Annotated in this window: 24 protein-coding genes and 1 tRNA gene; 9 read left to right on the forward strand and 16 right to left on the reverse strand. The window is 65.6% G+C overall.

What is annotated here, in order from left to right:
• Positions 1-9: 9 nt before the first annotated feature.
• Positions 10-1,026: a beta-ketoacyl-ACP synthase III gene (locus MKW15_RS05065; protein WP_240856483.1), complete on the reverse strand. Its 1,017-nt coding sequence runs from the start codon at positions 1,024-1,026 to the stop codon at positions 10-12.
• 173 nt (positions 1,027-1,199) lie between these two features.
• On the opposite strand from MKW15_RS05065, the gene MKW15_RS05070 reads away from it, so the two are divergent.
• A complete protein-coding gene (locus MKW15_RS05070) occupies positions 1,200-2,204 on the forward strand; it encodes an ATP-binding cassette domain-containing protein (RefSeq protein WP_240856484.1) in 1,005 nt (334 codons plus the stop codon).
• On the forward strand, positions 2,201-3,025 hold the full coding sequence (locus MKW15_RS05075) for an ABC transporter permease (protein ID WP_276614618.1): 825 nt from the start codon (positions 2,201-2,203) through the stop codon (positions 3,023-3,025). Before MKW15_RS05070 ends, MKW15_RS05075 begins: the two co-directional genes overlap by 4 nt.
• Positions 3,026-3,207: 182 nt before the next feature.
• On the opposite strand, the gene MKW15_RS05080 is transcribed toward MKW15_RS05075, so the two are convergent.
• The 4 genes from MKW15_RS05080 to MKW15_RS05095 form a co-directional block, all read right to left on the reverse strand.
• Complete coding sequence (locus MKW15_RS05080; protein ID WP_240856541.1) at positions 3,208-4,278, reverse strand: beta-ketoacyl-ACP synthase 3; 1,071 nt, start codon at positions 4,276-4,278, stop codon at positions 3,208-3,210.
• A gap of 738 nt (positions 4,279-5,016) precedes the next feature.
• Positions 5,017-6,816 carry an SLC13 family permease gene (locus MKW15_RS24510; RefSeq protein ID WP_240856485.1) on the reverse strand — a complete coding sequence of 600 codons (1,800 nt, stop codon included), beginning with the start codon at positions 6,814-6,816 and terminating at the stop codon, positions 5,017-5,019.
• Positions 6,817-6,869: 53 nt separating this feature from the next.
• A complete protein-coding gene (pth, locus tag MKW15_RS05090; protein WP_240856486.1) occupies positions 6,870-7,436 on the reverse strand; it encodes an aminoacyl-tRNA hydrolase in 567 nt (188 codons plus the stop codon).
• A 38-nt stretch (positions 7,437-7,474) separates the two neighbouring features.
• Positions 7,475-8,104: a 50S ribosomal protein L25/general stress protein Ctc gene (locus tag MKW15_RS05095; RefSeq protein ID WP_240856487.1), complete on the reverse strand. Its 630-nt coding sequence runs from the start codon at positions 8,102-8,104 to the stop codon at positions 7,475-7,477.
• 260 nt (positions 8,105-8,364) lie between these two features.
• Here MKW15_RS05095 and MKW15_RS05100 point away from each other — a divergent pair, with 260 nt between their 5' ends.
• Both MKW15_RS05100 and MKW15_RS05105 read left to right on the forward strand, forming a co-directional pair.
• Complete coding sequence (locus MKW15_RS05100; RefSeq protein ID WP_240856488.1) at positions 8,365-8,826, forward strand: limonene-1,2-epoxide hydrolase family protein; 462 nt, start codon at positions 8,365-8,367, stop codon at positions 8,824-8,826.
• A gap of 47 nt (positions 8,827-8,873) precedes the next feature.
• Entirely contained in the window at positions 8,874-9,287 is a 414-nt protein-coding gene (locus MKW15_RS05105; RefSeq protein ID WP_240856489.1) for an NINE protein, read from the forward strand.
• Positions 9,288-9,351: 64 nt separating this feature from the next.
• On the opposite strand, the gene arsC is transcribed toward MKW15_RS05105, so the two are convergent.
• The 4 genes from arsC to glmU all read right to left on the reverse strand — a co-directional run bounded on the left by arsC (position 9,352) and on the right by glmU (position 13,551).
• Positions 9,352-9,693 (reverse strand): arsenate reductase (glutaredoxin), encoded by a 342-nt coding sequence (arsC, locus tag MKW15_RS05110; protein ID WP_240856490.1) that lies wholly within the window; start codon positions 9,691-9,693, stop codon positions 9,352-9,354.
• A 9-nt stretch (positions 9,694-9,702) separates the two neighbouring features.
• On the reverse strand, positions 9,703-10,878 hold the full coding sequence (locus tag MKW15_RS05115; RefSeq protein WP_240856491.1) for an MFS transporter: 1,176 nt from the start codon (positions 10,876-10,878) through the stop codon (positions 9,703-9,705).
• 224 nt (positions 10,879-11,102) lie between these two features.
• On the reverse strand, positions 11,103-12,080 hold the full coding sequence (locus MKW15_RS05120) for a ribose-phosphate diphosphokinase (RefSeq protein ID WP_240856492.1): 978 nt from the start codon (positions 12,078-12,080) through the stop codon (positions 11,103-11,105).
• A gap of 10 nt (positions 12,081-12,090) precedes the next feature.
• Entirely contained in the window at positions 12,091-13,551 is a 1,461-nt protein-coding gene (gene glmU, locus MKW15_RS05125; protein WP_240856493.1) for a bifunctional UDP-N-acetylglucosamine diphosphorylase/glucosamine-1-phosphate N-acetyltransferase GlmU, read from the reverse strand.
• A 236-nt stretch (positions 13,552-13,787) separates the two neighbouring features.
• Here glmU and MKW15_RS05130 point away from each other — a divergent pair, with 236 nt between their 5' ends.
• Positions 13,788-14,543, forward strand: a complete 756-nt coding sequence (locus MKW15_RS05130) for an SDR family oxidoreductase (RefSeq protein ID WP_240856494.1) — start codon at positions 13,788-13,790, stop codon at positions 14,541-14,543.
• A 61-nt stretch (positions 14,544-14,604) separates the two neighbouring features.
• Positions 14,605-14,676, forward strand: a tRNA-Gln gene (locus MKW15_RS05135).
• A gap of 50 nt (positions 14,677-14,726) precedes the next feature.
• On the opposite strand, the gene MKW15_RS05140 is transcribed toward MKW15_RS05135, so the two are convergent.
• Entirely contained in the window at positions 14,727-14,936 is a 210-nt protein-coding gene (locus MKW15_RS05140) for a hypothetical protein (RefSeq protein WP_240856495.1), read from the reverse strand.
• 321 nt (positions 14,937-15,257) lie between these two features.
• Between MKW15_RS05140 and MKW15_RS05145 the strand changes: the two genes are divergently transcribed.
• Both MKW15_RS05145 and MKW15_RS05150 read left to right on the forward strand, forming a co-directional pair.
• Positions 15,258-15,845, forward strand: a complete 588-nt coding sequence (locus MKW15_RS05145; protein WP_240856542.1) for a vitamin K epoxide reductase family protein — start codon at positions 15,258-15,260, stop codon at positions 15,843-15,845.
• Positions 15,846-15,911: 66 nt separating this feature from the next.
• Positions 15,912-16,466 (forward strand): hypothetical protein, encoded by a 555-nt coding sequence (locus tag MKW15_RS05150; protein WP_240856496.1) that lies wholly within the window; start codon positions 15,912-15,914, stop codon positions 16,464-16,466.
• A gap of 426 nt (positions 16,467-16,892) precedes the next feature.
• On the opposite strand, the gene MKW15_RS05155 is transcribed toward MKW15_RS05150, so the two are convergent.
• Positions 16,893-18,407 carry a DHA2 family efflux MFS transporter permease subunit gene (locus MKW15_RS05155; RefSeq protein ID WP_240856497.1) on the reverse strand — a complete coding sequence of 505 codons (1,515 nt, stop codon included), beginning with the start codon at positions 18,405-18,407 and terminating at the stop codon, positions 16,893-16,895.
• A gap of 101 nt (positions 18,408-18,508) precedes the next feature.
• Between MKW15_RS05155 and MKW15_RS05160 the strand changes: the two genes are divergently transcribed.
• Entirely contained in the window at positions 18,509-19,195 is a 687-nt protein-coding gene (locus MKW15_RS05160) for a TetR/AcrR family transcriptional regulator (RefSeq protein ID WP_240856498.1), read from the forward strand.
• Between the two features lie 21 nt (positions 19,196-19,216).
• Here MKW15_RS05160 and MKW15_RS05165 read toward each other — a convergent pair whose 3' ends face one another.
• Genes MKW15_RS05165 through MKW15_RS05185 form a run of 5 tightly spaced genes read right to left on the reverse strand, consistent with a single transcriptional unit; the run spans position 19,217 to position 23,810 of the window.
• Positions 19,217-20,116 (reverse strand): AurF N-oxygenase family protein, encoded by a 900-nt coding sequence (locus MKW15_RS05165; protein WP_240856499.1) that lies wholly within the window; start codon positions 20,114-20,116, stop codon positions 19,217-19,219.
• Positions 20,117-20,147: 31 nt separating this feature from the next.
• A complete protein-coding gene (locus MKW15_RS05170) occupies positions 20,148-21,146 on the reverse strand; it encodes a glycine betaine ABC transporter substrate-binding protein (RefSeq protein WP_240856500.1) in 999 nt (332 codons plus the stop codon).
• Complete coding sequence (locus MKW15_RS05175) at positions 21,143-21,883, reverse strand: ABC transporter permease (RefSeq protein ID WP_240856501.1); 741 nt, start codon at positions 21,881-21,883, stop codon at positions 21,143-21,145. The genes MKW15_RS05170 and MKW15_RS05175 overlap by 4 nt, the downstream gene beginning before the upstream one ends.
• Positions 21,880-23,169: an ABC transporter ATP-binding protein gene (locus MKW15_RS05180; protein ID WP_240856502.1), complete on the reverse strand. Its 1,290-nt coding sequence runs from the start codon at positions 23,167-23,169 to the stop codon at positions 21,880-21,882. The genes MKW15_RS05175 and MKW15_RS05180 overlap by 4 nt, the downstream gene beginning before the upstream one ends.
• Entirely contained in the window at positions 23,166-23,810 is a 645-nt protein-coding gene (locus MKW15_RS05185; RefSeq protein WP_240856503.1) for an ABC transporter permease, read from the reverse strand. Before MKW15_RS05185 ends, MKW15_RS05180 begins: the two co-directional genes overlap by 4 nt.
• Positions 23,811-23,837 lie beyond the last annotated feature (27 nt).

The following is a 23,837-nucleotide window of genomic DNA, read 5'->3' on the forward strand; positions in this document are numbered from 1 at the left end:
AACCGGAACTCACTCGAACGGCACCGGCGGCATCTTGACGACCTGCGCCGCGTAGGAGAGTCCGGCTCCATAGCCGAGCAGCAGTGCGGTGTCGCCGGGCTTGGCGCGCCCGGTGGAGAGCAGGTCTTCCATGGCGAGCGGGATCGAGGCGGCCGACGTGTTGCCGGTGTGCTTGATGTCGTCGGCGACGACAGCGTCCTCGCGGAGCTTGAGGGTCTTGGCGAGCAGGTCGTTGATACGCGAATTCGCCTGGTGTGGAACAAAGACGTCGAGGTCCTCGGCGCCGACCTTCGCGGCGTCGAGGGCCTTCTGACCGGCCTTGCCCATTTCGAACGCAGCCCAACGGAACACCGCGGTGCCCTCGAGACGCAGGTAGGGGCGCTGCACACGGTCGCCGTCGAGGAAGGTGATCCAGTCGATGTCCTGGGCGATCGCCTTGAACTGGGTGCCGTCGGAGCCCCACACCACCGGTCCGAGTTGCTGGTCCTCGGTCGGTCCGACGACAACAGCGCCGGCACCGTCACCGAAGATGAAGCAATTGGTGCGATCGGTCATGTCCATGGTGACCGACAGTTGCTCGGCGCCGATGACGAGTACGTGCGTCGCGCTGCCGCCGCGGACCATGTCCGACGCGATCGCCATGGCGTAGCCGAAGCCCGCGCAGCCGACGGTGACGTCGAAGGCCGGGACACCGTTCGCGCCGAGTTCGGTGGCGACCTTGACCGCACCCGCCGGGGTCAGGAGCAGGTGCGTATTGGTGGCCAGGATGACGGCGTCGATGTCGGACCCGGACAGCAGTGCGTTCGCGATCGCCTTGCGGCCCGCGTTGACCGCCATCTCCATCACCGTCTCGTCACGTCGGGCGAAGCGTCGGGTCTTGATGCCGGTGCGGGTGTAGATCCACTCGTCGGAGGAGTCGATGTTCTCGCAGATCTCGTCGTTGGTGACCACACGCTCCGGGCGGTACGTACCGATGCTGAGCATCCCGATGTTGTTGGTCCCCGTCTGTTCTGCGAGCACAGTCATGTCGATCCTTCCGTTATGTGACCCGCCATAGACCGTACTCATGTGCTGCGCTACTGGGAAGTAGGGGCCGACACGGTTGGCCTGCGGACCGCAGCTGTCCGCGATCCGGTGAATTCTGTCGGTGAACGAAGTCAGAATCGTCGGGCCGCAAAAGACACAACGAGGGGAGCGACATGATCCACGCGAGAGGTCTGGTGCAGACATTCAGCACCGGGCGGGGAAAGCAGAAACGTGAGGTGCGGGCCGTCGACGGCGTCGACCTCGACATCGCCGAGGGTGAGGTGGTGGGGTTCCTCGGACCCAACGGCGCCGGAAAGACCACCACGTTGCGCATGCTGACGACGCTGCTGCGGCCCACCGCCGGCACCGCGACCGTCAACGGGTTCGACGTCGTCAAGGACGCCGTGATGGTGCGCCGCAGCATCGGATACGTGTCGCAGGCGGGTGGGACGTTCAGTCAGGCGCAGGCCGGCGACGAGGTGGTCGACCACGGGATGCTCTACGGACTCTCCCGCGCGGAGGCAACCCGACGCGGCAAGGCGCTCTTCGACGAACTGCAGCTCGACGGCCTGTGGGAGCGGATGCCGAAGAACATGTCCGGCGGCCAGAAACGACGCCTCGACATCGTGATGGGCCTCGTCCACGAACCGACACTGGTGTTTCTCGATGAGCCGACCACCGGCCTCGACCCGCAGGCCCGCGCCAACCTGTGGGAACACATCCGACGGTTGCGCACCGAACGCGGCGCGACAGTGTTCCTGACCACCCACTACCTCGACGAGGCCGACGAACTCTCGGACCGGATCATCGTCATCGACAACGGTCAGATCGTCGCCGCCGACACCGCCGACAACCTCAAAGCCCAGGTGTCCGGCGATCTCGTCGACCTCGAGGTGTCCGACGACGCGCTCGTGGCGGTATCGGCGGAGAAGCTGGCGTCGATCGCGTCGTCGGTCGACACCGACGGTCGTCACGTCCGTGGTCGAGTGCAGCGGGCCGGACGTGCGGTGCCCGGACTGCTCCGCGATCTCGAATCCGCCGGCGTCGCACTGGATTCCATCGAGGTGATCCGACCCACCCTCGACGATGTCTTCCTCACCCTCACCGGCCGATCGCTGCGCGACGCCGAATCAGAAAAGCCCGCAGACGAGCCAACCCCGGCAGGAGCCCAACAATGACCACCTCCACGAAATCACCGGAATCCGCGGCAGCCCATCCGGTCAAGACACTGCCCAAGGGCAACTTCTTCCGGGAGAGCTACATCGTCTTCCATCGGCAGATCCGGATGAACCTGCGCAACCCGGCGTGGGTGCTGATCGGGGTCCTGCAGCCGGTTCTGTACCTGGTGTTGTTCGGGCCGTTGCTCAAGCCGATCGTGTCGTCATTTCCGGGTGGGGACGAGAATGCCTACACCTTCTTGGTTCCAGGTCTGCTCGTCCAGCTTGGGTTCTTCGGAGCAATGTTCGCCGGATTCAGCCTGATCGGGGAGTGGCGCGAAGGGGTCATCGAAGCAGAACGCGTGACCCCCGCAAGTCGTACCGCGCTACTGGTCGGCCGACTCATGCGCGACGTGCTGCAGTTGCTCGTGCAGTCGGTGATCCTTGTCGTGCTCGGTTTCGCCATGGGGATGCGTGGGTCGTTCCTGGGCATCATCGTCGGCATCGTGATCACCCTGCTCGTCGGCGGCGCCTGCGCGGCGGCGTCGAACGCGTTGGCTCTGACCACCAAGAGCGAAGACGTGATGGCACCCGTGGTCAACATGGTGATGATGCCGGTGCTGCTGCTCTCCGGCATCCTGCTGCCGATGACCCTCGGACCCACCTGGCTGCAGAAGCTGAGCGACTTCATGCCGTTCAAGTGGATCGTCGACGCGGTGCGTTCCGCATTCGGCGGCGACATCGCGACCGCGCAGGTGGCCTACGGTCTCATCGCGTCGATCGTGCTGGCCGCCCTCGGAACCTGGTGGGGTACATCGGTGTTCCGCAAGGAGAACGCCTGATTATTCCCGCTCACCCCATTCGTTCCCGCCTACTGGATCCAATAAGCGGCAACGAACTGGGTGAGCGGGAACTCAGTCGAGGTCGTCGAAGCTGGTCACCTCTGGTGCCGGGGGTAGCGTCACGGTGTCACCCCAGGTCGTCGAAGCTGGTCACCTCTGGTGCCGGGGGTAGCGTCACGGTGTCACCCCAGGTCGTCGAAGCTGGTCACCTCTGGTGCCGGGGGTAGCGTCACGACAGCTCCCGCGTACGACAGCCCCGCACCGAACCCGAGCAGCAACGCGGTCTGCCCGCCCTTCGCCTTACCGGTCGCGAGCATTTCTTCCATCGCCAGCGGGATCGACGCGGCCGACGTGTTGCCGGTGTTCTCGATGTCGTTGGCCATCGGGATGTCGTCGGCGAGCCCGAGATTCTGCTTCATCAGCTCGTTGATCCGGGCGTTGGCCTGGTGCGGTACAAACACTTCGATGTCGTTGACCGCGACGCCCGCGGTGTCGAGCACCGACGACAACGCCTTGGGCAAAGTGATTGCCGCCCAACGGAACACCCGTGGTCCCTGCATGGTGACCACCATCCGGCCGACGGGATCGGTTGCGGGGTCCTTGTGCTGATACTCCTGCGCGCGATCCATGTACTCGGGGATGTCGTAGTTCTGGCCGATGGCCTCGGCGTTCTCGCCGTCGGATCCCCACACCGTGGGGGAGATGCCGTTCTCCTCGCTCGGCCCGACGACGACCGCGCCCGCACCGTCGCCGAAGATGAATGCGGTGTTGCGGTCGGTGGGTTCCATCACCACAGACATCGTCTCCACCCCGACGACGAGCACGTACTGCGCCGAACCTGCGCGGACGGTGTCCGCGGCGATCCCCAGCCCGTAGCCGAAGCCGCCGCACCCGGCCGCGACGTCGTAGGCGGGAATGCCGTTGAGCCCGATGTCGTAGGCGATGATCGGCCCGCCGTGCGGGATCTTGGTCTTCCAGCTGTTGGTGGCGAGGATCAGCGCACCGATCTTCTCCTTGTCGATGCCGGAGTTGGCGATCGCCCGTTCGGCGGCAGTAGCGGCCATCGACCGTGCCGACTCGTCGCCGGAGATCCAGCGGCGATTGCGGATGCCGCTGCGCTCGAAGATCCACTCGTCGGTGGAGTCGAGCACCTTGCACACCTCGTGGTTGCTCACCAGCCGACTCGGTCGGCAGGCGCCGATGCCCAGCATCGCCACATTCTGATGTCCGGTGTTCGCCGCGATTTTCGCCACAGTCATCCGCCCCTTTGCAGAATTGTTCCCCGCGATTCTATTCCGTCCACGACGCGGCGTGAGTGAGCCCATGGTCCCGCGTGCGTCGCGTCACATCGCAGCGAACTGGGTCAAAGGACCAGATCAGCGACCCGCCCGCCGACATCGTCGGCGATCGTGGAGGCGGGAAGAGGGCCGTGGAGCGCGACGCGGCGACGATGATCCACGAAAAATAGGGGAAGAAACTCGTCCCCTACCCCTGGAGTCCTCCCCGCGAATTTTCTCGCGGACGACTCAACAAGCAGGGGCAGAAAGTAGGGGAAGAACCTTCCCCTACTTTCAGTGGTCCGGTGGCTCGCTGACGTGGCCCGTTCACCTGCCCTTCGAGGCATCCAACTCAACTCGAATTCGCGCAGCTCGACGCGGGATGAGGCCACACCCTGTGCCGAGTCGGCTCATCTGTGTGCTGCACCACACAGATTCTCCACCAGGACACAGAGTGTCCGGAGCACCTCCCCGGGCAGGCCGCGTTTCACCAGGTCAGAGAGTTAGTCACCGAACTCTTCGGATCGGCTTCACTCCGTCGGCGTGCCGACGGTCATGGAGGCGGGCAGAACTGGGGACGCCACGCGCGCGGCATGGATTCTCTGCGAGACCGGTACTCGCCACAACCGGTGCCGAGTTGGGGAATGCGAGTGCTGTAGCACTCGCATTCTCCAACTCAACTCGCGATCTCTCAGGTCGACGCCGGACGTGGCTTCACAGCGGCCAGATCAGCGGGATCAGGACGGTCGAGATCGCCAGCCAGCACACCATGATGACCGCGCCGAGCCGCCAGTAGTCGCCGAAGCGGTAGCCGCCGGGGTTCATCACGATCATGTTGGCGGGCGTGCCGATGGGGGTGAGGAATGCGGCCGCGGCGGCGACACAGACCAGCATCAGCACCGGGCGTGGGTCGACGCCCACATCGGTGGCCGCCGACACCGCGATCGGAATCACGATCAGCACCGTCGCCGCATTCGAGATGAACTGGCCCAACGCGGCAGTGAGGACGAACAGCGTCAGCAGCAGGACGTAGGGGCTGTGGTCGGCGACCAGGTCGACGATCGGCTTCGCCACCATGTCGGCGCCACCGCTGTCGGATACCGCCGTCGACATCGGAATGAGGGCGGCGATCAGCACCAGCGTCGGCCAGGAGATCGCCCGGTAGGCGTGTTCGGAGGTGAGCACCCGCGAGAGCACCATGGCCACCGCCGCGAGGAGTCCCGCGACGACCGGCGGCACCACCCCGGTCGCGAGCAGCACGATCATCGCGACCAGGATGACGGCCGCCCGCGGTGCGGTTCGACCCAGGCCGGCCGCCTGCCGTCGTACCTGCTCGGAGGATTCGACCACCAGCACTCGACGGTCGTCGGCGAGCGCGTCGATCGCCGTCCACGGCCCGTGGACCAGCATGGTGTCGCCCTCGGTGAGTTCGACGACGCGGGCCCCGACATCCTTGTTGCGTCGTCGGATCGACAGCACGAGCAGACCGTCGTCGGGCCGCACCATGCCCGGAAATGCTTGCGTGCCGATCCATTCCGACCGCGGCGGCACCACCACCTCGCTGATCCCGACGTCGCGGCCCAGCAACCGTCCGCCACCGCGACGCCCGGCAACGTCCTCGATGGTCAGTGATGCCTCGCGGGCCAGCGATTCGACAATCGCGCCCGGCCCGGACACCACGATCACGTCACCATCACCGAGTTCCGCGACGTCGTCGGCCACGCGCGGCCCCTGCTCGGTGGCGATCAGGGTGAGCGCTGCGTCGCCGACCACCTGCCGGGTGCTCCGACCGACGGATGCCGACCCGGCCTCCACGCGCAGCCGGTAGACGAGTTGGTCGAGTCCGTAGTGGTCGACGATGGTGCCGACGTAGTTGCGGAAATCGGCGGGCAACGACGTCGACTCGCGCACCGGCAACAAGCGGTGGCCCAGCACGACGGTCACCAGGACGGTCACCACCAGCAGCGGCGCACCGATCAGCGCGAACTCGAAGAAGCCGAATCCGTTTCCGGTGTAGTCACCCGCGGCCTCGTCGATGATCACGTTGACCGGGCTGCCGGACAGGGTGAGCAGCGCTCCGGCGCTCGCTGCGTAGGCGAGCGGGATCAGGACGCGCGACGGCGACATGCTCGCGTGTCGGGCGATCGCGACGGTCACCGGCACCAGTGCGGCTGCTGCACCGTTCACGGTGATCAGGGCACTGAGGATGGCGCCGAGCAGCATGATCGAGCCGATGACCCGGGCCCGTGAGGTTCCGGCGGCGCGACTCATCAGACCACCCACCCAGCCGGTGATGCCAGATGCCTCGAGTCCTTCGCTGACCACGAACAGTGCCGCGATGAACGCGATCACCGACGCGCCGAGGCCACTGGTGAGGGTGTCGACGTCGATGAGGTCGAAGAAATACAGCGCGAGCGCGGAACTGATCGCCACGATGCCGACGGGCAGCCGGTTCCAGATGAACAGGGCAACAGTCACCCCGAGGATGACGAGGCTGAGCGTCGCATCGGACACCACCCAATCGTGGCATCGAGCTCAGCGCTTCGCAGGGAGAGGGCAGAACCCACTCACCATGCGTGGACGGTGTTCTGGGCGGCCTCGAGGCCACTGTCGATCAGCAACTCCACGGCGTCGCAGCCGTTGGTGATCAACAGTTCGACGTTGGCGCGGGCTGCCGACGGAAAGGGTTTCAGCACGAAGTCGGCGGGATCCTGTCGGCCCGGCGGTCGCCCGATGCCGAGCCGGACGCGGAGATAGTCACGCGTGCCGACGGCTTGACTGATGGATCGCAGACCATTGTGGCCGCCTTCACCACCGCCGCGCTTGAGCCGTACAGCCCCGAAGTCGATGTCGAGTTCGTCGTGCACGACGATCAGATCCTTGGGCGCCACCGAATAGAAGCTCGCCAGCGGACCGATCTGGCGTCCCGCGGTGTTCATGTAGGTGCGGGGTTTGGCGATGAGTACGGCCTGTCCGGCGAGGGTGGTCGAGGCGACGTCGGCGCCGGAGCGCTTGTGCACCTTCCACCGCTCGCCGGCCGAGGCGACGAGGGCGTCGGCGACCATTGCGCCGACGTTGTGCCTCGTCTTCTCGTACTTGGGACCGGGATTACCCAGTCCGACAATGAGTTTCACTGCTTGGGATTTTCACCACTCAGGGAGCAGCGGTCGGGTTACTCCGACTCTTCGGTCTCGTCGCTCTCGGTGGGCACCTCGGCGCCGGCCTCCACGGCCTCTTCCTCGAGATCGGCAGCGGTCGGGGCCTCGTTGACCGCGACGATGAGGGTCTCGGGGTCCGACACCAGTGCAACGCCCTCGGGCAGGTCCAGATCCGACGCGTGGAAGCTGGTGCCGGCCTCGACATCTTCGACGCTGACGGTGATCTGCTCCGGGATCGACAGCGCGTCGGCCTCGATCTCGACGGTGTTGGCGTCCTGGACGACGAGGGTGCCGCTGGCGGCGTCGCCCTCGACCACGATGGTCACCTCGACGGTGACCTTCTCGCCACGACGGATCACGAGCAGGTCGACATGCTCGATGTAGCTGCGGATCGGGTGAACGTCGATCTGCTTGGTCAGGGCGAGCTGGCTGGTGCCCTCGATGTCGAGGTCGATGATCGCGTTGGTGCCGTTGGCACGCAGGATCGTGGCCAGTTCACGCGACGGCAGGTTCAGGTGCTGCGGGTCGGTGCCGTGTCCGTACAGCACGGCCGGGACCAGGCCGTCGCGGCGTGCGCGGCGGGCGGCGCCCTTGCCCTTCTCGGTGCGGGTGGTTACCGCGAGCTTGGCGGTGTCGTTGGCCATGATGATCTCCTCGTGATCGATATCGGCGGTGGGTCGGTCACGACGAGCGGACACAACCAGCTTCACGCCATCGGGTTCAGACGCCCGAGAGGAGAACTGCGATGGTCGCGCCGATAACGGTGACCCAGGACTTTCACCCAGTCACCCTCGCCGAGACAACGGCAATCAGAATAGTCGACGGGGACGGTCGATGTCACATCGCTGCATGTCGGGTTCCCAGACCTTCCGTTGGCGCTGCGACAACCGGCATACTCGCCGGCATGACATCTCAGACCCCGATCGACATCACGACCGCTCTGCTCGATGGACTCGCCCGCGACGACATCGACGCCGCTCTGGGCGTCGTCGACGACGACATCGACTACACCAACGTCTCGATGCCGACGGTGCGCGGCAAGAAGAGGGTCGGCAAGATCTTTGCGCCGATGGCGCGCAATAGTCGGGTCGGTTTCAACTACCGCATGGTGAACGTGAGCGCCGACGGTCCGGTGGTGCTGACCGAACGGGTCGACGAGATCCGGATCGGCCGCGTCCACCTACAGTTCTGGGTGTGCGGGCGCTTCGAGGTCCGGGAGGGCCGGATCGTGGTGTGGCGCGACTACTTCGACTATCTCGACTTCACCAAGGCCATCGTCCGGGGTCTCGTCGGCGCCGTGATTCCCGCCGTCGTGCGTCCATTGCCGGTCCGCCGGCAGGTTGGCGGTGTTCAGTCGATCGGATGACGTCGGCGAGTATCGGAATCGGGTGATTTCCCATATGATTTCGCCCCATGAGCTACCAGCAGCCGGTTTACGGTGCACCCCCGAGCGGCGCCTACTACATCAACGTCCTGGGCCAGGAGCAAGGTCCTCTCGACGTCGGACAGCTTCACCAGATGGCCCTGGCCGGCCAACTGAAGAGTTCGACCATCGTCCGCTCCGCGGACAACCCGAATCAGTTCCCCGCAGGCCAGATCCCGGGTCTGTTCTCCGACAAGTCCAAGATGATCGCGGGCCTGCTCGAGATCTTCCTGGGTAGCTTCGGCGTCGGCCGGTTCTACCTCGGGTACACCGGCCTCGGCATCGCCCAGATCGCCGTTGTCTGGCTGACCTGTGGCCTCGGTGCCATCTGGCCGCTCATCGACGGCATCATGATGCTGCTCGGCAAGGTGCCGGACTCCGACAACCGACCGCTGATCGACTGACCCTCGTCGAAGACCTCGAGGCCGGATGGTTCACCGAACCATCCGGCCTCACTTATATTGAGGCTCAGATGATTTCGTCGAGCTTCTCGATCGGACGCGCGAGCCGGGTGCCGTTGTCGGTCACCACGAAGGGCCGCTCCACCAGAATCGGGTGCTCGACCATCTCGGCGAGGAGTTGCGCGTCGGTGGCCGAGTCGAGTTCGAGTTCTTTGTAGAGCGCCTCGCGTTTGCGTGCTGCTTGGGCAACGGTGAGTCCGGCGTCGGCGATGAGACGTTCGAGCTGGGCCCGGGTGTAGGGCTTCTCGAGATACTTGACGATCGTCGGTTCGATCCCGGCGTCGCGCAGCTTCTGCAGTGCCTTGCGTGAGGTCGAGCACTTCGGGTTGTGATAGATCGTCGCGTTCACCCGGACAGCTTAATGCGTGGCGGGGCGTCGTACGGGCAGCGTGATGGTCAGCAGGGCGGCGGCCACGCAACACAGCGCACCCACCGCGATCGGCGTGCTCGGGCCACCGCGGTCGATGGCGATGGCACCCACGAGCGCCCCGATCGCGATCGACGAGTTGAAGGTGGTGGCGTACAGGGTTGTCGCAGCTTCGCGGGCCTGCGGTGCGGCGCGGAAGACGGTGGTCTGCAAGCCGACCGGGATTGCCGCGTACGCCGCGGCCCACGCCAGCAGCATGACGATGGCGCTCGCGGCGATCGGGGCGGTGATCAACACCAGGGCCAGTGCCCCGGCCAGCGACCCGACAAGTCCGGTCAGCGCCCAGCGCAACGACGTCGCGCGGGTCATGAAGGCGCCGGCCGCGAAGTTGCCCGCCACCCCGGCGGCACCCATCGCGAGGAGTACGGCGCTGACCAGATCGTCGTCGATGCCGATGCTGTCGACGATGAACGGTGTGACATACGTGTATGCCGCGTAGGCGCCGATGATCACCAGAGCTGTCACACCCAGCGTCGACGCGAGTACACGATTGCGCAGCACCGCGGGCAGTTTGCGCAGCGAGACGCTCCCGACCGGCGCGGTGGGACGCATGAACACCGCGAGCGCGACGAAGGCGATCGCGCTGAGCCCGGCCAGACCCCAATACGCCGCCCGCCACCCCAACGACTGCCCGACGAAAGTGCCCAGCGGCATCCCGGCGACCGATGCGATCGACACACCGGAGAACGCGATGGTGGTCGCACGAACCGATGCCGATGCAGGGACCAGCAGGACGGCGGTCGCAGCGACGATCGCCCACATCAAGCCGAGCGCACACCCGATGACCGCGCGCACCGCGACGAGCAGCACGTAGTTGCCGGCAAGTGCGGTGAGCGCGTTTCCGACCGCGAACATCGCGAGGACGGTCAGAAGGATGACTCGGCGGTCGAGCCGACGGGTCGCGGTGGCCAGTGTCGGCGAGGCGATCGCGGCGACGGCCGCGAAGAACGTCACGGTGAGCCCGATCATGCCCTCCGACACGTCGAGGTCGTCGGCCATCGGTGCGAGCAGCCCGATCGGCATGATCTCGGTGGTGGTGATCGTGAAGACCCCGAGCCCGAGTGTTGCGACCGCGGCCCAGTCGCGCCAGGTGGCCGGTGTCCCCATGCGACCCATTCTCATCCGCCGGCACTCAACGCGCTGATCGAGCGGGTGCCAGGTCCACCTTCACGCCGATCGAGCCCCTACCGCTGATCGAGCCGGGACCGAGCCGCTAGGCGAGGACCCGTGTCGAGATCACGTCGGCGCGCCAGTGGTCTCGACACGCCGCCTCGCCCTAGGGGCTCGGTTGCGGCTCGACCAGCGCGGGTTGTGCCAGATGGTGGTGGGCCCTACGCGACGCCGTCGAAAAGGCTTGTCACCGAACCGTTCTCGAAGACCTCGCGGATGGTCTGGCCGAGCAGCGGCGCGATCGACAGAACGGTGAGGTTGTCGAAGCGCTTCTCCGGGGGAATCGGGAGAGTGTCGGTCGCGATGACCTCGGTTGCGCCGCAGTTGGCGAGCCGCTCAGGTGCCGGATCGGAGAAGACGGCGTGGGTGGTGGCGATGATGACATCACCGGCGCCGGCGTCCTTGAGCTTGCTGACCGCGCCCGCGATGGTGCCGCCGGTGTCGATCATGTCGTCGATGAGGACGCAGGTGCGGCCTTCGACCTCGCCGACGACGCGGTGGGCGACCACCTGGTTGGCGACCATCGGGTCGCGCGTCTTGTGAATGAAGGCGACCGGGGCTCCGCCGAGTGCGTCGGCCCACTTCTCGGCCACACGCACACGGCCCGAGTCGGGGGAGACGATCGCGATGTTGTCGGTGCCGTACTTGTCGCGCACGTAGTCCGACAGCTGGCCGAGCGCGTGCATGTGATCGACCGGGCCGTCGAAGAAGCCCTGGATCTGGTCGGTGTGCAGGTCGACGGTGATGATGCGGTCGGCGCCGGCGGTCTTGAGCAGATCGGCGATGAGGCGAGCCGAGATCGGTTCGCGGCCGCGGTGCTTCTTGTCCTGGCGGGCGTACGGGTAGAACGGCAGGATCACGCTGATGCGCTTGGCCGATCCGCGCTTGAGCGCGTCGATCATGATCAGCGCTTCCATCACCCATTGGTTGAGCGGGAACGGGCAGCTCTGCAGCACAAAGGCATCCGAACCGCGCACGGACTCCTCGAACCGCACGAACAGCTCGCCGTTGGCGAAGTCACGCGCGGTCTGCGGGGTGACCTTGATGCCCAGTTCGTCGGCGACGGTTTCGGCCAGTTCGGGATGGGCGCGACCAGAGAACAGCATGAGGTTCTTCTGGTTGTCGGTGGTCCAGGTCATGAAAACTCTTCTACTCGGTTGGCTGCTGTCTGGCTGTGCGAGCGGCACGGGCGGCCGGGGTGTCCGGTCGCTTGCGTACCACCCAGTCTTCGATATTGCGTTGTTCGCCCGCCGAAACAGCCAGGGCTCCCGGCGGGACATCATGCCGTACGACGGTTCCCGCACCGGTGTATGCCCCATCCCCGACGTTCACCGGCGCGACAAACATGTTGTCAGACCCGGTACGGCAGTGGGACCCGATTGTGGTGTGATGCTTGGTCACACCGTCGTAGTTGACGAAGACACTCGATGCGCCGACGTTCGACTGTTCGCCGATCGTCGCGTCGCCGACGTAGGTCAGGTGGGGCACTTTGCTCCCGGTGCCGATGCTGGCGTTCTTGGTTTCGACGAAGGTGCCGATCTTCCCGTCGGCGCCGAGCTCGGTGCCCGGACGTAGATAGGCGAACGGGCCCACCGATGCGCCGTTGCCGATCACCGCGGAACTGCCGTGGGTGCGAATCACGTGGGCGCCCTTGCCGATTGACACGTCGGTGAGGGTGGTGTCGGGGCCGATGACCGCGTCGGTGTCGATGCGCGTGTAGCCGTGCAGTTGTGTGCCCGGGTCGATGCGCACGTCGGCCTCGATCGTGACGTCGACGTCGATCCAGGTGGTCGCCGGATCGACGACGGTGACGCCGGCCAGCTGATGGCGTCGGATGATGCGGCGATTGAATTCGGCGGCGAGGTCGGCCAGTTGCACCCGGTCGTTGCAGCCGGCAACCACCACCGGATCGGTGACGGTAAAGGCGCGCACCGGGTGCCCGCCGCGACGTGCGATCTCCACGACATCGGTCAGGTAGAACTCGCCCTGCGCGTTACCGGTGGACAATTGCGCCAGTGCGGCCCGCAGTGTGTTGACGTCGAAGGCGTAGATGCCGGCGTTCACCTCGGTGATCGCTCGCTGAGCGTCGGTGGCGTCCTTCTCTTCGACGATGGCCTGCACGGAGCCGTCGTTGGTGCGGATGATGCGCCCATAGCCGGTCGGCTCGTCGGCGATGAACGACGTGAGTGTGACGACCGCCGGGTTGTCGCCCGCGGTGTGTGTGGCAACGAGGCCGCGCAGCGTGTCGGCATCGAGAAGCGGAACGTCGGCCGCGGTGACGATGACGATGCCGTCGAAGTCGGCGGGCAGTGCCTCGAGCCCCACCCGCGCCGCGTCGCCGGTGCCGAGCGGTGCCTGCTGCCAGGCGGTGACGTACGGCAGGTCCAGATGGACGACGGCGGTGTCGACCGCGTTGGCCACTCGGTCGCCCTCATGTCCGACGACGGCGACGACATCGCTGGGACCGATTCCGGCTGCGGCGTGCAGCACGTGACCGACCAGAGACCGGCCCGCAATGGTGTGCAGGATCTTCGGTGTCTTGGATTTCATCCGGGTGCCGGCGCCCGCAGCGAGAACGATCACGGCAACGGGTGACGTGGTAGCCGTCATGACTTCGTCCGCCTTTCTGCCGCACCGGGTGCGATCCTACGCACCGCGTGCGTTGTGCAGGCACGCACCGGGCGAGTTCGGCGCCTGATAGAAAACAAGGTGAACCGCAACCCCGTGCGCGTGATCATCGTCTAGTTCCGAGGCGATTCCTACCGCATCAGGGGGCCGGGGACCAAAACGAACTCGCCGTGTCGACCGCGGGCCGCCACAGCACAGTCACCAACGGAGGTAATTCGATGAGCACTCAGAAGACCGCGATCGTCACCGGGTCGGCCCGGGGAATCGGCGCGGCCGTCGCCAAGCGCCTGGCGTCCGACGGACTCGCGGTCGCCGTCCTCGACCTCGACGCCGACGCGTGCGCCGACACCGTCAAGGCCATCACCGACGCAGGTGGCAAGGCTATTGCCGTCGGCGCCGACGTTGCCGACGAAGCTTCGGTGCAGGCCGCTGTGGTGACCGTCTTCGATCAGCTCGGTGCCCCGACGGTGGTGGTCAACAATGCCGGCGTGCTCCGCGACAACCTGCTTTTCAAGATGACGGTCTCCGATTGGGACACCGTCCTGGCGGTCCACCTGCGTGGTGCCTTCAATGTGACCAAGGCCGCTCAGAAGCACATGGTCGACGCCGGGTGGGGTCGCATCGTGAACCTGTCGAGCACCTCGGCGCTCGGAAACCGCGGCCAGGCCAACTACTCGGCCGCCAAGGCCGGCATGCAGGGCTTCACCAAGACCCTCGCGATCGAACTCGGCAAGTTCGGCGTGACCGCCAACGCCATCGCCCCCGGCTTCATCGAGACCGAGATGACCGCCGCGACCGCCGCCCGCGTCGGCGTGCCGTTCGAGGACTTCAAGAAAGCCGCCGCGTCGCAGATCCCGGTCAACCGGACCGGCGTCCCCGAGGACATCGCGCACACCGCGTCGTTCTTCGTCAGCGAGGGCGCGGGCTTCGTCTCCGGCCAGGTCATCTACGTCGCAGGTGGTCCCAAGGACTGACCTGAGGGGTTCCTCAACGCTGTGGCACAATCGTGTCCGCAGTAATTGGAGCCCGCAGTATTCCCCCATGGTGTAATCGGCAACACTTCTGATTTTGGTTCAGGCATTCTAGGTTCGAGTCCTGGTGGGGGAGCAACGGTAAGCCAAGCAAGTCCTGAGTGGGCACTTCTGAACTGATCGCGACTACCCCGACCTCTGCGATGAGTAGCGAACCGGGGTATCGCCCAGCCCGTGCAAGAAGGTGTCGACGGCACGGGCCGATCGTCGGGCCAGGGAGTCGTCGGCTCCGAGTGGCACAGCAGCGGCCTTGACCAGCGTGAGGTAGACGGTCGCCGCCCAAACGAGATCGACGTCCGGCGCGAGGTGGCCGTGCGCCTCAGGTAGGTCATCCACACGATCGCTGAGGCCGGCACCGGGTAGCGATCGGTGTCGGGATTTCCGGACTCGAGATCGCGCAGCACCCAACCCCAGTCCACCTTCAGCAGTCGCAATGTCACCGAGTGCAGGCGAACCACCGGTGGCTCCTCGGCCAACATGCCGGACCGCAACTCGCCGCGCCCAACGCCGTCGCTTGACCCGCCGGCAGATCACGGCCCACCGATTAGGGACCAACTCCCATAGTCACGTCTCAGGCGCCTGGTTCATTCTGTAGTGGTGCAAGAAGCTGCAGCGCCGCAACAGGATGAACTCGACGACGCGTCCGTCCCGGAGTCCGTGGTCGAATCATGGACTCGAATCGTCGCGTGGACGCTGACTGTCGGAGGGCTGATCGCGTTCATCGCCTCGTTCACCCTGACGATCGAACGCATCGAGCTGTTGAAGAACCCCGACTACGTGCCGTCGTGCAGCTTCAACCCGGTGTTGTCCTGCGGATCGGTGATGAAGACGTGGCAGGCGGCGCTGTTCGGGTTCCCCAACCCGCTGATCGGCATCGCGGCCTTCGCCGTGGTGACGACCGTCGGTGTCGGGATCTTCGCCGGTGCTCGCTATGCGGGGTGGTTCTGGGCCGGTCTGCAGGTGGGGGTGACGCTCGGCATGATCTTCATCTGCTGGCTGATCTCGCAGAGCCTGTACAGCATCGACGCCCTGTGCCCGTACTGCATGGTGGTCTGGGCGATGATGATCCCGATCTTCGTCTTCGTCAGCGTTCGCAACGCGCACGCCAGCGGCTTGACCAGCCGTTCCGGGTTCGTCGCCTTCCTGGCGCGCAACCACGCACTGATCATCACGGTCGCGGTTCTGGTGATCATCGCGATGATCGGCCAGCGATTCTGGTCGTACTGGTCGAGCCTCTACTCATAGATTCCAGCACGCCCGGGTCTCACCGTTTTCCGGTCGGATGACCTGACCAGGCAGCAGGATGGCCATATGACCCAATTGACGTACGAGGAGTTCGGACGCCGGTTCTTTGAGGTTGCGGTCACCGAGGAGCGCGTCGAGTCGGCATTCGCGTCCATCGTCGGTGATTCCTTCGAGGTCGGTCCCATCTCCTCCGGACCCGGCGGCATCGCCAAGGTGCTCGCACGCGTGCGCATCGACGAGCCGCGTATCACTCGCGACGTGGGGGAGCTGATCACGTTCGCGGTGGAGATCCCGCTGACGATCCGACTTCTCGTCGACCTCAAGCTCGACCGCATCAAGTACGACGTCGACGGCCAGGTGGCACTGTCGCTGACCGCGCGGGCCGCGGAGCCGCTCGAGCTGCGCATCGAAGTGCAACCACCCAAGCCACGCGACGTGACGGTCGGCGTGGCATCGCACAATCTGCGCGGCGAGATCATCCGCATCGTCGGGCAGGTCGACGACGAGATCAAGCGATTCATCGCCCGTCATGTGGCCGCCGAGATCGACAAACCAGAGGTGCGCAAGGCCCGGATCATCGACGTCGCAACCGAACTCGGCCGCGCCTTCGAGTCGCTGTAGCAACGGTCGCCGTGACGTGTCTCCGAGGGCAATTTTCCCTCGGTGGCACCTGAGGGCGACCGCTTCGGACGGCTCCGATCTTCCCGCCTCGACGACGTCGGTGGGTGTTGGCACCACCGATGCGTCGTCGGCGTGTCGCGATGTCAGAAACCGCGTGTCTGGTCAGAAACCCGAGGCGCACCAGCGGTTTCTGGCTACACCGGCGGTTTCTGGCCACGAATGCGGTTTCTGCGACGACGACCGCGATCTTCCCGCCTCCATGTCGTCGGCAACGCCGACGGAGGGACGCTGACTCGAAGAGTGTGGCGACCTGCGTCGCCACCTCGGCAAACGCAATGTCGACGATTCCGTCGCGCAGCAACACAAGACCCGGCATCGCACGGGGCGATGCCGGGTCCTCGGTGTTGCGATGTGGCGCGCGATTCCTCAGTGCGCCATGGCGACTGCTTCTTCGGACGCGACCGGCAGCTTGCCGCTACGCACCACCAGTCCCGCGATGACTCCGCCGACAGCGAAGACCGCGGCCGCCACCCAGAATGCTGTGGTGTAGGAGTGCACGGCAGCCAACTCGGCCAGTTGCTGTGGATTGCCAACGCGCGCAGCATTATCCGCCACATAGGCGGTCGCCGCGCTGGCGGCGATGGTGCTCAGCAATGCGGTGCCGATCGATCCGCCGACCTGCTGCATCGTGTTGACCGTCGCCGACGCCACGCCCGCATCCTCGGAAGACACGCCCGAGATCGCACCCTGCATGGCCGGTGCCAACGACGCGCCGATTCCGACGCCGAGGATGAGCAGCGCGGGCAGGATGTGCGTCGCATACGAGCTGGTCGGGGTGATCTGCGTCAGGTAGGCCATACCGAGCGATGCCACGATCATGCCGCCGGCCATCAACCAGCGAGGACCGAAGCGGGGCAACAGAACTCCTGTCGACGTGGTTGCGGTCACGATCAGCATGCCGATCATCGGCAGGAACGCAAGACCGGTCCGGATCGGCGAGAACATCAGGTTCTGCTGCATGTAGTAGGTGAGGAACAGGAAGATCCCGAACATGCCGATACCGGCGATGAACACCACGAGGTAGGAGCCCGCCCGGGTACGGTCGGTGATCACCCGCAGCGGCAACAACGCGTGATCGGTGCGGGCCTGCAGCCATACGAAAACCGCGAGAAGCGCTGCACCGGCGACCAGCCAGGTGATCGTCGCCCAGTCGGCCCAGCCGTTGGTCTCGGCGTTGGAGAAGCCGTAGACGATCGAGAAGAGCGCGACCGAGACGGTCACCACGCCCGGGATGTCCAGACGCGGACGGTGTTCGGAACGATGCGACCCGAGAAACAGGACGGCCCCGACCAGGGCGATCGCGGCGATCACCAGGTTGACGTAGAGGCACCAGCGCCAGTCGGCCCATTCGGTCAGCATGCCGCCGAGGAGGAGGCCCAGCGCGCCGCCACCGCCGGCGATCGCGCCGAAGATGCCGAACGCCCGCCCACGCTCGGCGGGATCGGTGAAGGTGGTCGTCAGCAACGACAACGCGGCAGGCGCGAGCAGGGCGCCGAAGACGCCTTGGCCGGCACGAGCGGCGACCAGCATCTCGAAGTTCACTGCTGCGCCGCCGATCGCGGACATCACCGCGAAGCCGATGAGGCCGGTGATGAAGGTGACCTTGCGGCCCAGCAGATCCGACAACCTGCCGCCGAGAAGCAGCAGGCTGCCGAAAGCAAGGGCGTAGGTGGTGACGATCCACTGCCGGTCCTCGTTTCCGAAGCCGAGTGACTCCTGCGCATGGGGAAGAGCGATGTTCACGATGGTCGCGTCGAGCACGACCATGAGCTGTGCGAGTGCGAGCACACCGAGAATCACCCAGCGCAGCCGGTGATGGCGGTCGGCGGGTGATTCGACGTCTGCCGACGAGGTGTCGAGCTCGTTGTAGGTGGTCGTCATCGCGCCTCCAATTCTGAGATCAGGCGGAGGTGTTTCCTCCGGTTCTTAGTAGCCAACGGGGGACAAGCGGAGATGATTCCTCCGATTGCTAGACTGTGACCATGACCACCGGATCGACGTCGAATGCCCGCGAGCGTCCGCTGCGCGCCGACGCCGAGCGCAACCGGCTGCGAATCATCGCAACCGCGCGCGAACTGTTCGCCGAACGCGGCCTCGACGTCTCACTCGACGACGTCGCAGCCGCGGCAGGTGTCGGCGTCGGGACGGTCTACCGGCGGTTCGCGAACCGCGACGAACTCATCGTCGGGGTCTTCGTCGAGCACCTCAAGCAGGTGAGCGCGCAGGTCGCCGGCGCCCTCGAGGACCCGGATCCGTGGGCCGGCGTGGTCAACCTCATGACCTGGTTCGGCACCATCACCGCAGGTGACCGTGGCTTGGCCGCGATCATCATGCGCATCGACCACACCGACCCGGAGATCGAGAAGGTGAAGGCGGGGATGAACGAGCGCATCCAACTCGTCTTCGATCGTGCGCAGGCGGCAGGTGTGCTGCGTCCCGACCTCGCGTCGACCGACTTCTTCGCCCTGTTCACGATGCTGTCATCGGTCGCCGAGGTCACCGAGCCGACGGTCCCCGGGGTGTGGCGTCGCTACCTCGAACTGATACTGCCCGGCATCCGCGCCGGCAGTGAGCAGATCCCCTTCACCGTGCCCGCGTTGTCGGAGGTGCAGATCCGCGCGGTGCAGCGGGATCGGGCGCAGCGTCGACGGACGTCTCCTTCCGGCTGAGCGGTGTGAGGAGCGGTGGGCTCACAGCATGTGCACCTTGCGATAGACCTTCGCGGCTGCCGGCGTGAGGAGTCCGACCTCGTCGAGGAAGGCCATCAGGTGCGCGCACCCGGTGCGCACCATCGACTGGAAATGGTGGTTGCGACGCATCTCGGCGACGGCACGGTACTTGTCGAGTCCGGCGTCGGAATATGCTTGTGGCCGAACAAGGCTGGTGAAGATGAACGACGCAGCGACGGCGGTGTGATACGCGCTCCAGCGCTGCTTGAGGGGTCCGGCTGCCGCCATCGCCTCGCGCACCTGCTCGCGGGCGTACTTCATATGCCGGGATTCTTCGAGGACGTGGATCTCGTTGACGGTCCGGATGAAGGGGAGGACTCGATCGTCGCGCATGCATCCGCGTTGGAAGACGTCGAGGATCTCCTCGGCGACGAGGATGCCCGCGTAGGCCACCTCGTCCTTCGCGGTGGCGCCGAAGAGTTTGGCGGCCTTGCCGATTCGCGGATGTGGCCGATAGGACGTGCCGACCATCTTCTCGGTCGCCTTGGCGAACATCAGCGAGAGGCGGCATTCGTCGGCGATCTCGGTGAGCGCGAACTGATACTCGGCGCGATGGTAGTCGCCGAGGTACTGGTCGCGTAATACCAACTGCTGCAACAACATCTCGAACCAGATTCCGATGCTCATGATCGACGCGAACTCGTGTCGGGTCAGCGTCACGCGCTGCTGCTCGGTCATCTCGTCCCAATATGCGGTTCCGTACAGCGTCGACCACTCGGGGCTGCACCCGTAGTGCGCGGGGTCCATCGGCGCGTTCCAGTCGATCTCGGTCATCGCGTTACGCGAGAGGCGCGCCGCGGAGGTCAGTAGACGGCGTGATACTTCTTCGGTGTCCGAGAGCGTCGAACTCTGACATTGCATAATGGCAACGTACCATCACGCAATGGCATAGTCACGCGTCCGGGTCGTCCTCGACGACCAGTCCCTGACTCACGAGCCAGTCGTAGGCGACGTCGGCGGGGTCCTGTCCGTCGATGTCGACGCGGGCGTTGAGGTCGAGCATCACCTCGTTGGTGAGGCGCTTGGAGATGGTGTCGAGGAGGCCGCGCAGCTGTGGGTACTGACGCAGGATCTCGCCACGCACCACCGCGGTGCCGCTGTAGGGGAGGAAGAATTTCTTGTCGTCCTCGAGGAGGACGAGTCCGAGGTTCTTGACGCGGCCGTCGGTGGTGTACACCTCGCCGAAATTGCAGGGGTCGCTGTCGGCGGTGGCGGTGTAGATCACGCCGGCATCCATGCGCGTGACGTTCTGGATGGGCACACCGTCGGGGGTGTTGTACGGCATGCCGTAGGCGGCGAGCATCTTCACGAAACCGTCCGGCCGAGAGAAGAACTCGTCATCGACGCAGAAGGTGCGTTCCTTCACCGGGAGACGGGTGATGTCGGAGATGGTGTGCACGTTCAGTCGTTTGTGCACGGCAGGGGCGGCAGCGAAAGCGTAGGTGTCGTTGAAGTTGGCCGGCGCCATCCAGATGAGGTCGTGTTCGCTCTCCTCGATCGCGGCGACCTCTCGCCACAACTCCTGCGGATCTGCGATTGTCTCGGTCTGGTTGTGATAGTTCAGCCACGCGGTACCGGTGTACTCCCACACGATGTCGGCGTCGTTGTTGAGGATCGCCTGCCGCGACGACGCAGACCCGGGCGCGCCGGTCAGGTCGGTGATGTTGGCGCCGGCGGCCGCAAGGTAGGTTGCGGTGATCTTGCCCAGGATGACGCCCTCGGTGAAGCTCTTCGACGTGACGACGATGTCGGCGCCGTCGAGCGGGCGCGCACCGTCCGGCAGTGCGGCGCTCTGGAACGTGCCCGACGAACTGACCAGCCCGCAACCGGCCAGCAGCGCAATCGTGGCCAGGATGCTGATGGCCAGGGTGAGCAGGCGGCGTGGTCTCATCGCACACCTCGCGGGGTCGCGGCCAATTCGAACAGTCGGCCGAGCCAGTCGATGATCATCGCGAGGAGGGCCACCAGGATCGCCCCGGACACAAGGAGTTTGGGTAAGAAGAGGGTGATCCCGGTGTTGATCAGCGTGCCGAGGCTGGTGGCGCCGATGAAGACGGACAGCGTCGCCGTGCCGACCAGGATCACCAGCGCCGTGCGCACCCCGTTGAGAATCACCGGAACCGCGAGGGGCAATTCCACCTGGACCAGGGTGCGCAAACCCGAGTAGCCGATGCCGCGGGCTGCTTCGACGGTCCGCGGATCGACCTGTCGCAGACCGACGATCGTGTTCTGCAGGATCGGCAGCACGGCGTAGACCACGAGCGCGACGACGGCGGTCTTGAAGCCGGTACCGAGCCAGAAGGTGAACAGCACCAGCAGGCCGAGGGCGGGAGCAGCCTGACCGACGTTGGCGATGTTGACGACGATCGGGTTGAGCCGGCGCATCGACGGCCGGGTCAGTGCGATGCCGAGCGGAATGGCGATCACGATGACGATGAGCGTCGCGGTGAGGGTGAGTTTGATGTGGTCGAAGATGGTCGACTGCAACGTTTCCCAGGCCAGTGAGGTCTCCTCGACCTCGGTGAAATCGGTGGTGGCGTACCAGATGAAGTAGCCGACGCCGACCACCAGAATGACCAACGGCTCCAGCCACACATCCAGGGGCGTGCTCTTGAATCGTTGTTTCATCGCGGCGCGGACCCGTCGGGATCGGTCTCGGTGGGTACGTCGAGCACTTCGGTGACGTCGATGGGGCCGGTGCCCTCGGCGTGTTCGGCGTACGACGTGGAATCTTCCTGCGCGCGGGCTTCGGCGAGCTGCCCGCGGATGATGTCCATGACCGCGTCGATGTTGAGGGCTCCGACCACCGCGCCCTGCGCGTCGGCGACCAGCACGCCGCCCTGGCTGGCGGCCAGCATGGTGTCGAGTGCGTCATTGAGGGTCGACGACCGCGCGACCACCGGCAATCGCGCGTCGACGTAGTCGGAGACCTCCGGTTTGGAGGCGAGTTCGTCGAGCGACGGCCACGCGCGTGGCCGCCCGTGCTCGTCGACGACGACCACCCACGTGTGTCCGGCGGCGCGCGCTCGCGTTATCACCTGTCCGGCCGGCTCGCCGACCTTGGCGGTGACGATGTCGGCGTGCGCGACGTCGCGCACCCGGGTCAGCGTGAGCTGGGCCAGCGTCGCACCCGACCCGATGAAGTCCTCCACGAACGGCGTCGCCGGATTGGCAAGGATCTCTTCGGGAGTCGCGTACTGCTCGATGTGGCCGCCCTCGGAGAGGATGAGGACCTTGTCGCCGAGTTTGGTCGCCTCTTCGAAGTCGTGGGTGACGATCACGATGGTCTTGGCCAGCTCGTGCTGAATCGCGATCAGGCTGTCCTGCAACCGAAGCCGAGTGATCGGGTCGACCGCGCTGAACGGCTCGTCCATCAGCAGGACCGGCGGGTCGGCGGCCAAAGCGCGTGCGACACCGACACGTTGCTGCTGGCCGCCGGACATGTCCTTGGGCAGACGGTCGGCAAAGGTGGCGGCGTCGAGTCCGACGAGATCGAGGAGGTAGTCGGTGCGGTCGGCGATCTTCTTCTTGTCCCACTTGAGGACTCGCGGAATCGCGCCGATGTTCTTGGCGACCGACCAATGCGGGAACAGGCCACCGGACTGGATCACGTAACCGATGGATTGGCGCAGCTTGTCGGGATCCTCCTTGGTGACATCGCGTCCCCCGATGAAGATCCGGCCCTCGGTGGGTTCGATGAGACGGTTGATCATCTTGAGCGTCGTGGTCTTTCCGCACCCTGACGGTCCGACGAAGGCGACGATATGTCCGGCCTCGATGTCGAGGTCGAGCTGGTGAACCGCGGGTTCGGTCTGTCCCCGGTACCGCTTGACGATCTTGTCGAGGTGGATGTCGGCCCCGGTGACCGTGCGCTGGGCCGACGGCGCGGTCGGTTGGTCGGTGAGGTCGGTCATGACAGTCCCTTTGAGATCGTGAGGCGGCCGAGCAGTACCAGCAGTGCGTCGAAGACGAGTGCGATGATGACGATGAGAATTGTTCCGGTGAGCGCCATTTCGAGGGCATTCGCGCCGCCGAGGCGCGAGAACCCGTTGAAGATCAACGATCCGAGTCCCGGTCCGAGGACGTAGGCGACGATCGCCGCGACGCCGACGATCATCTGGGTGGACACCCGAATGCCGGTGAGGATGACCGGCCAGGCGATGGGAAGTTCGACGGTGAACAAGATGCGGAATCTGGAAAGACCGATGCCACGCGCGGATTCGACGACCGCCGGTGGCACCGAACGTAGTCCGACGACCGCGTTACCGATCACCGGCAGCGCCGCGAAGAAAGCCAGCATGATGAACGACGGCACCACGCCGAGCCCGAACGGGACGATCAGCAGCGCCAGTAAGGCGAGCGAGGGAATCGTCAGCGCGATGCGACTCGTGGTGAGTGTCAGCGACGACACCAGCGGCAACCGATAGACGCCGATCGCGATCGCTATGGCCACGAGCGTGCCGACGAGAACGGTCTGAAAGGCCAAGGACGCATGTTGATACGTCAGGAACGTGAGCCTGTCGGCATGGTCGGACACGTAGTTCCACAGCTGCACGATCGTCCCATCGTCAGGGGTGCTTGG

The sequence above is a fragment of the Gordonia gummivorans genome (assembly GCF_022513585.1).
GTDB lineage: Bacteria > Actinomycetota > Actinomycetes > Mycobacteriales > Mycobacteriaceae > Gordonia.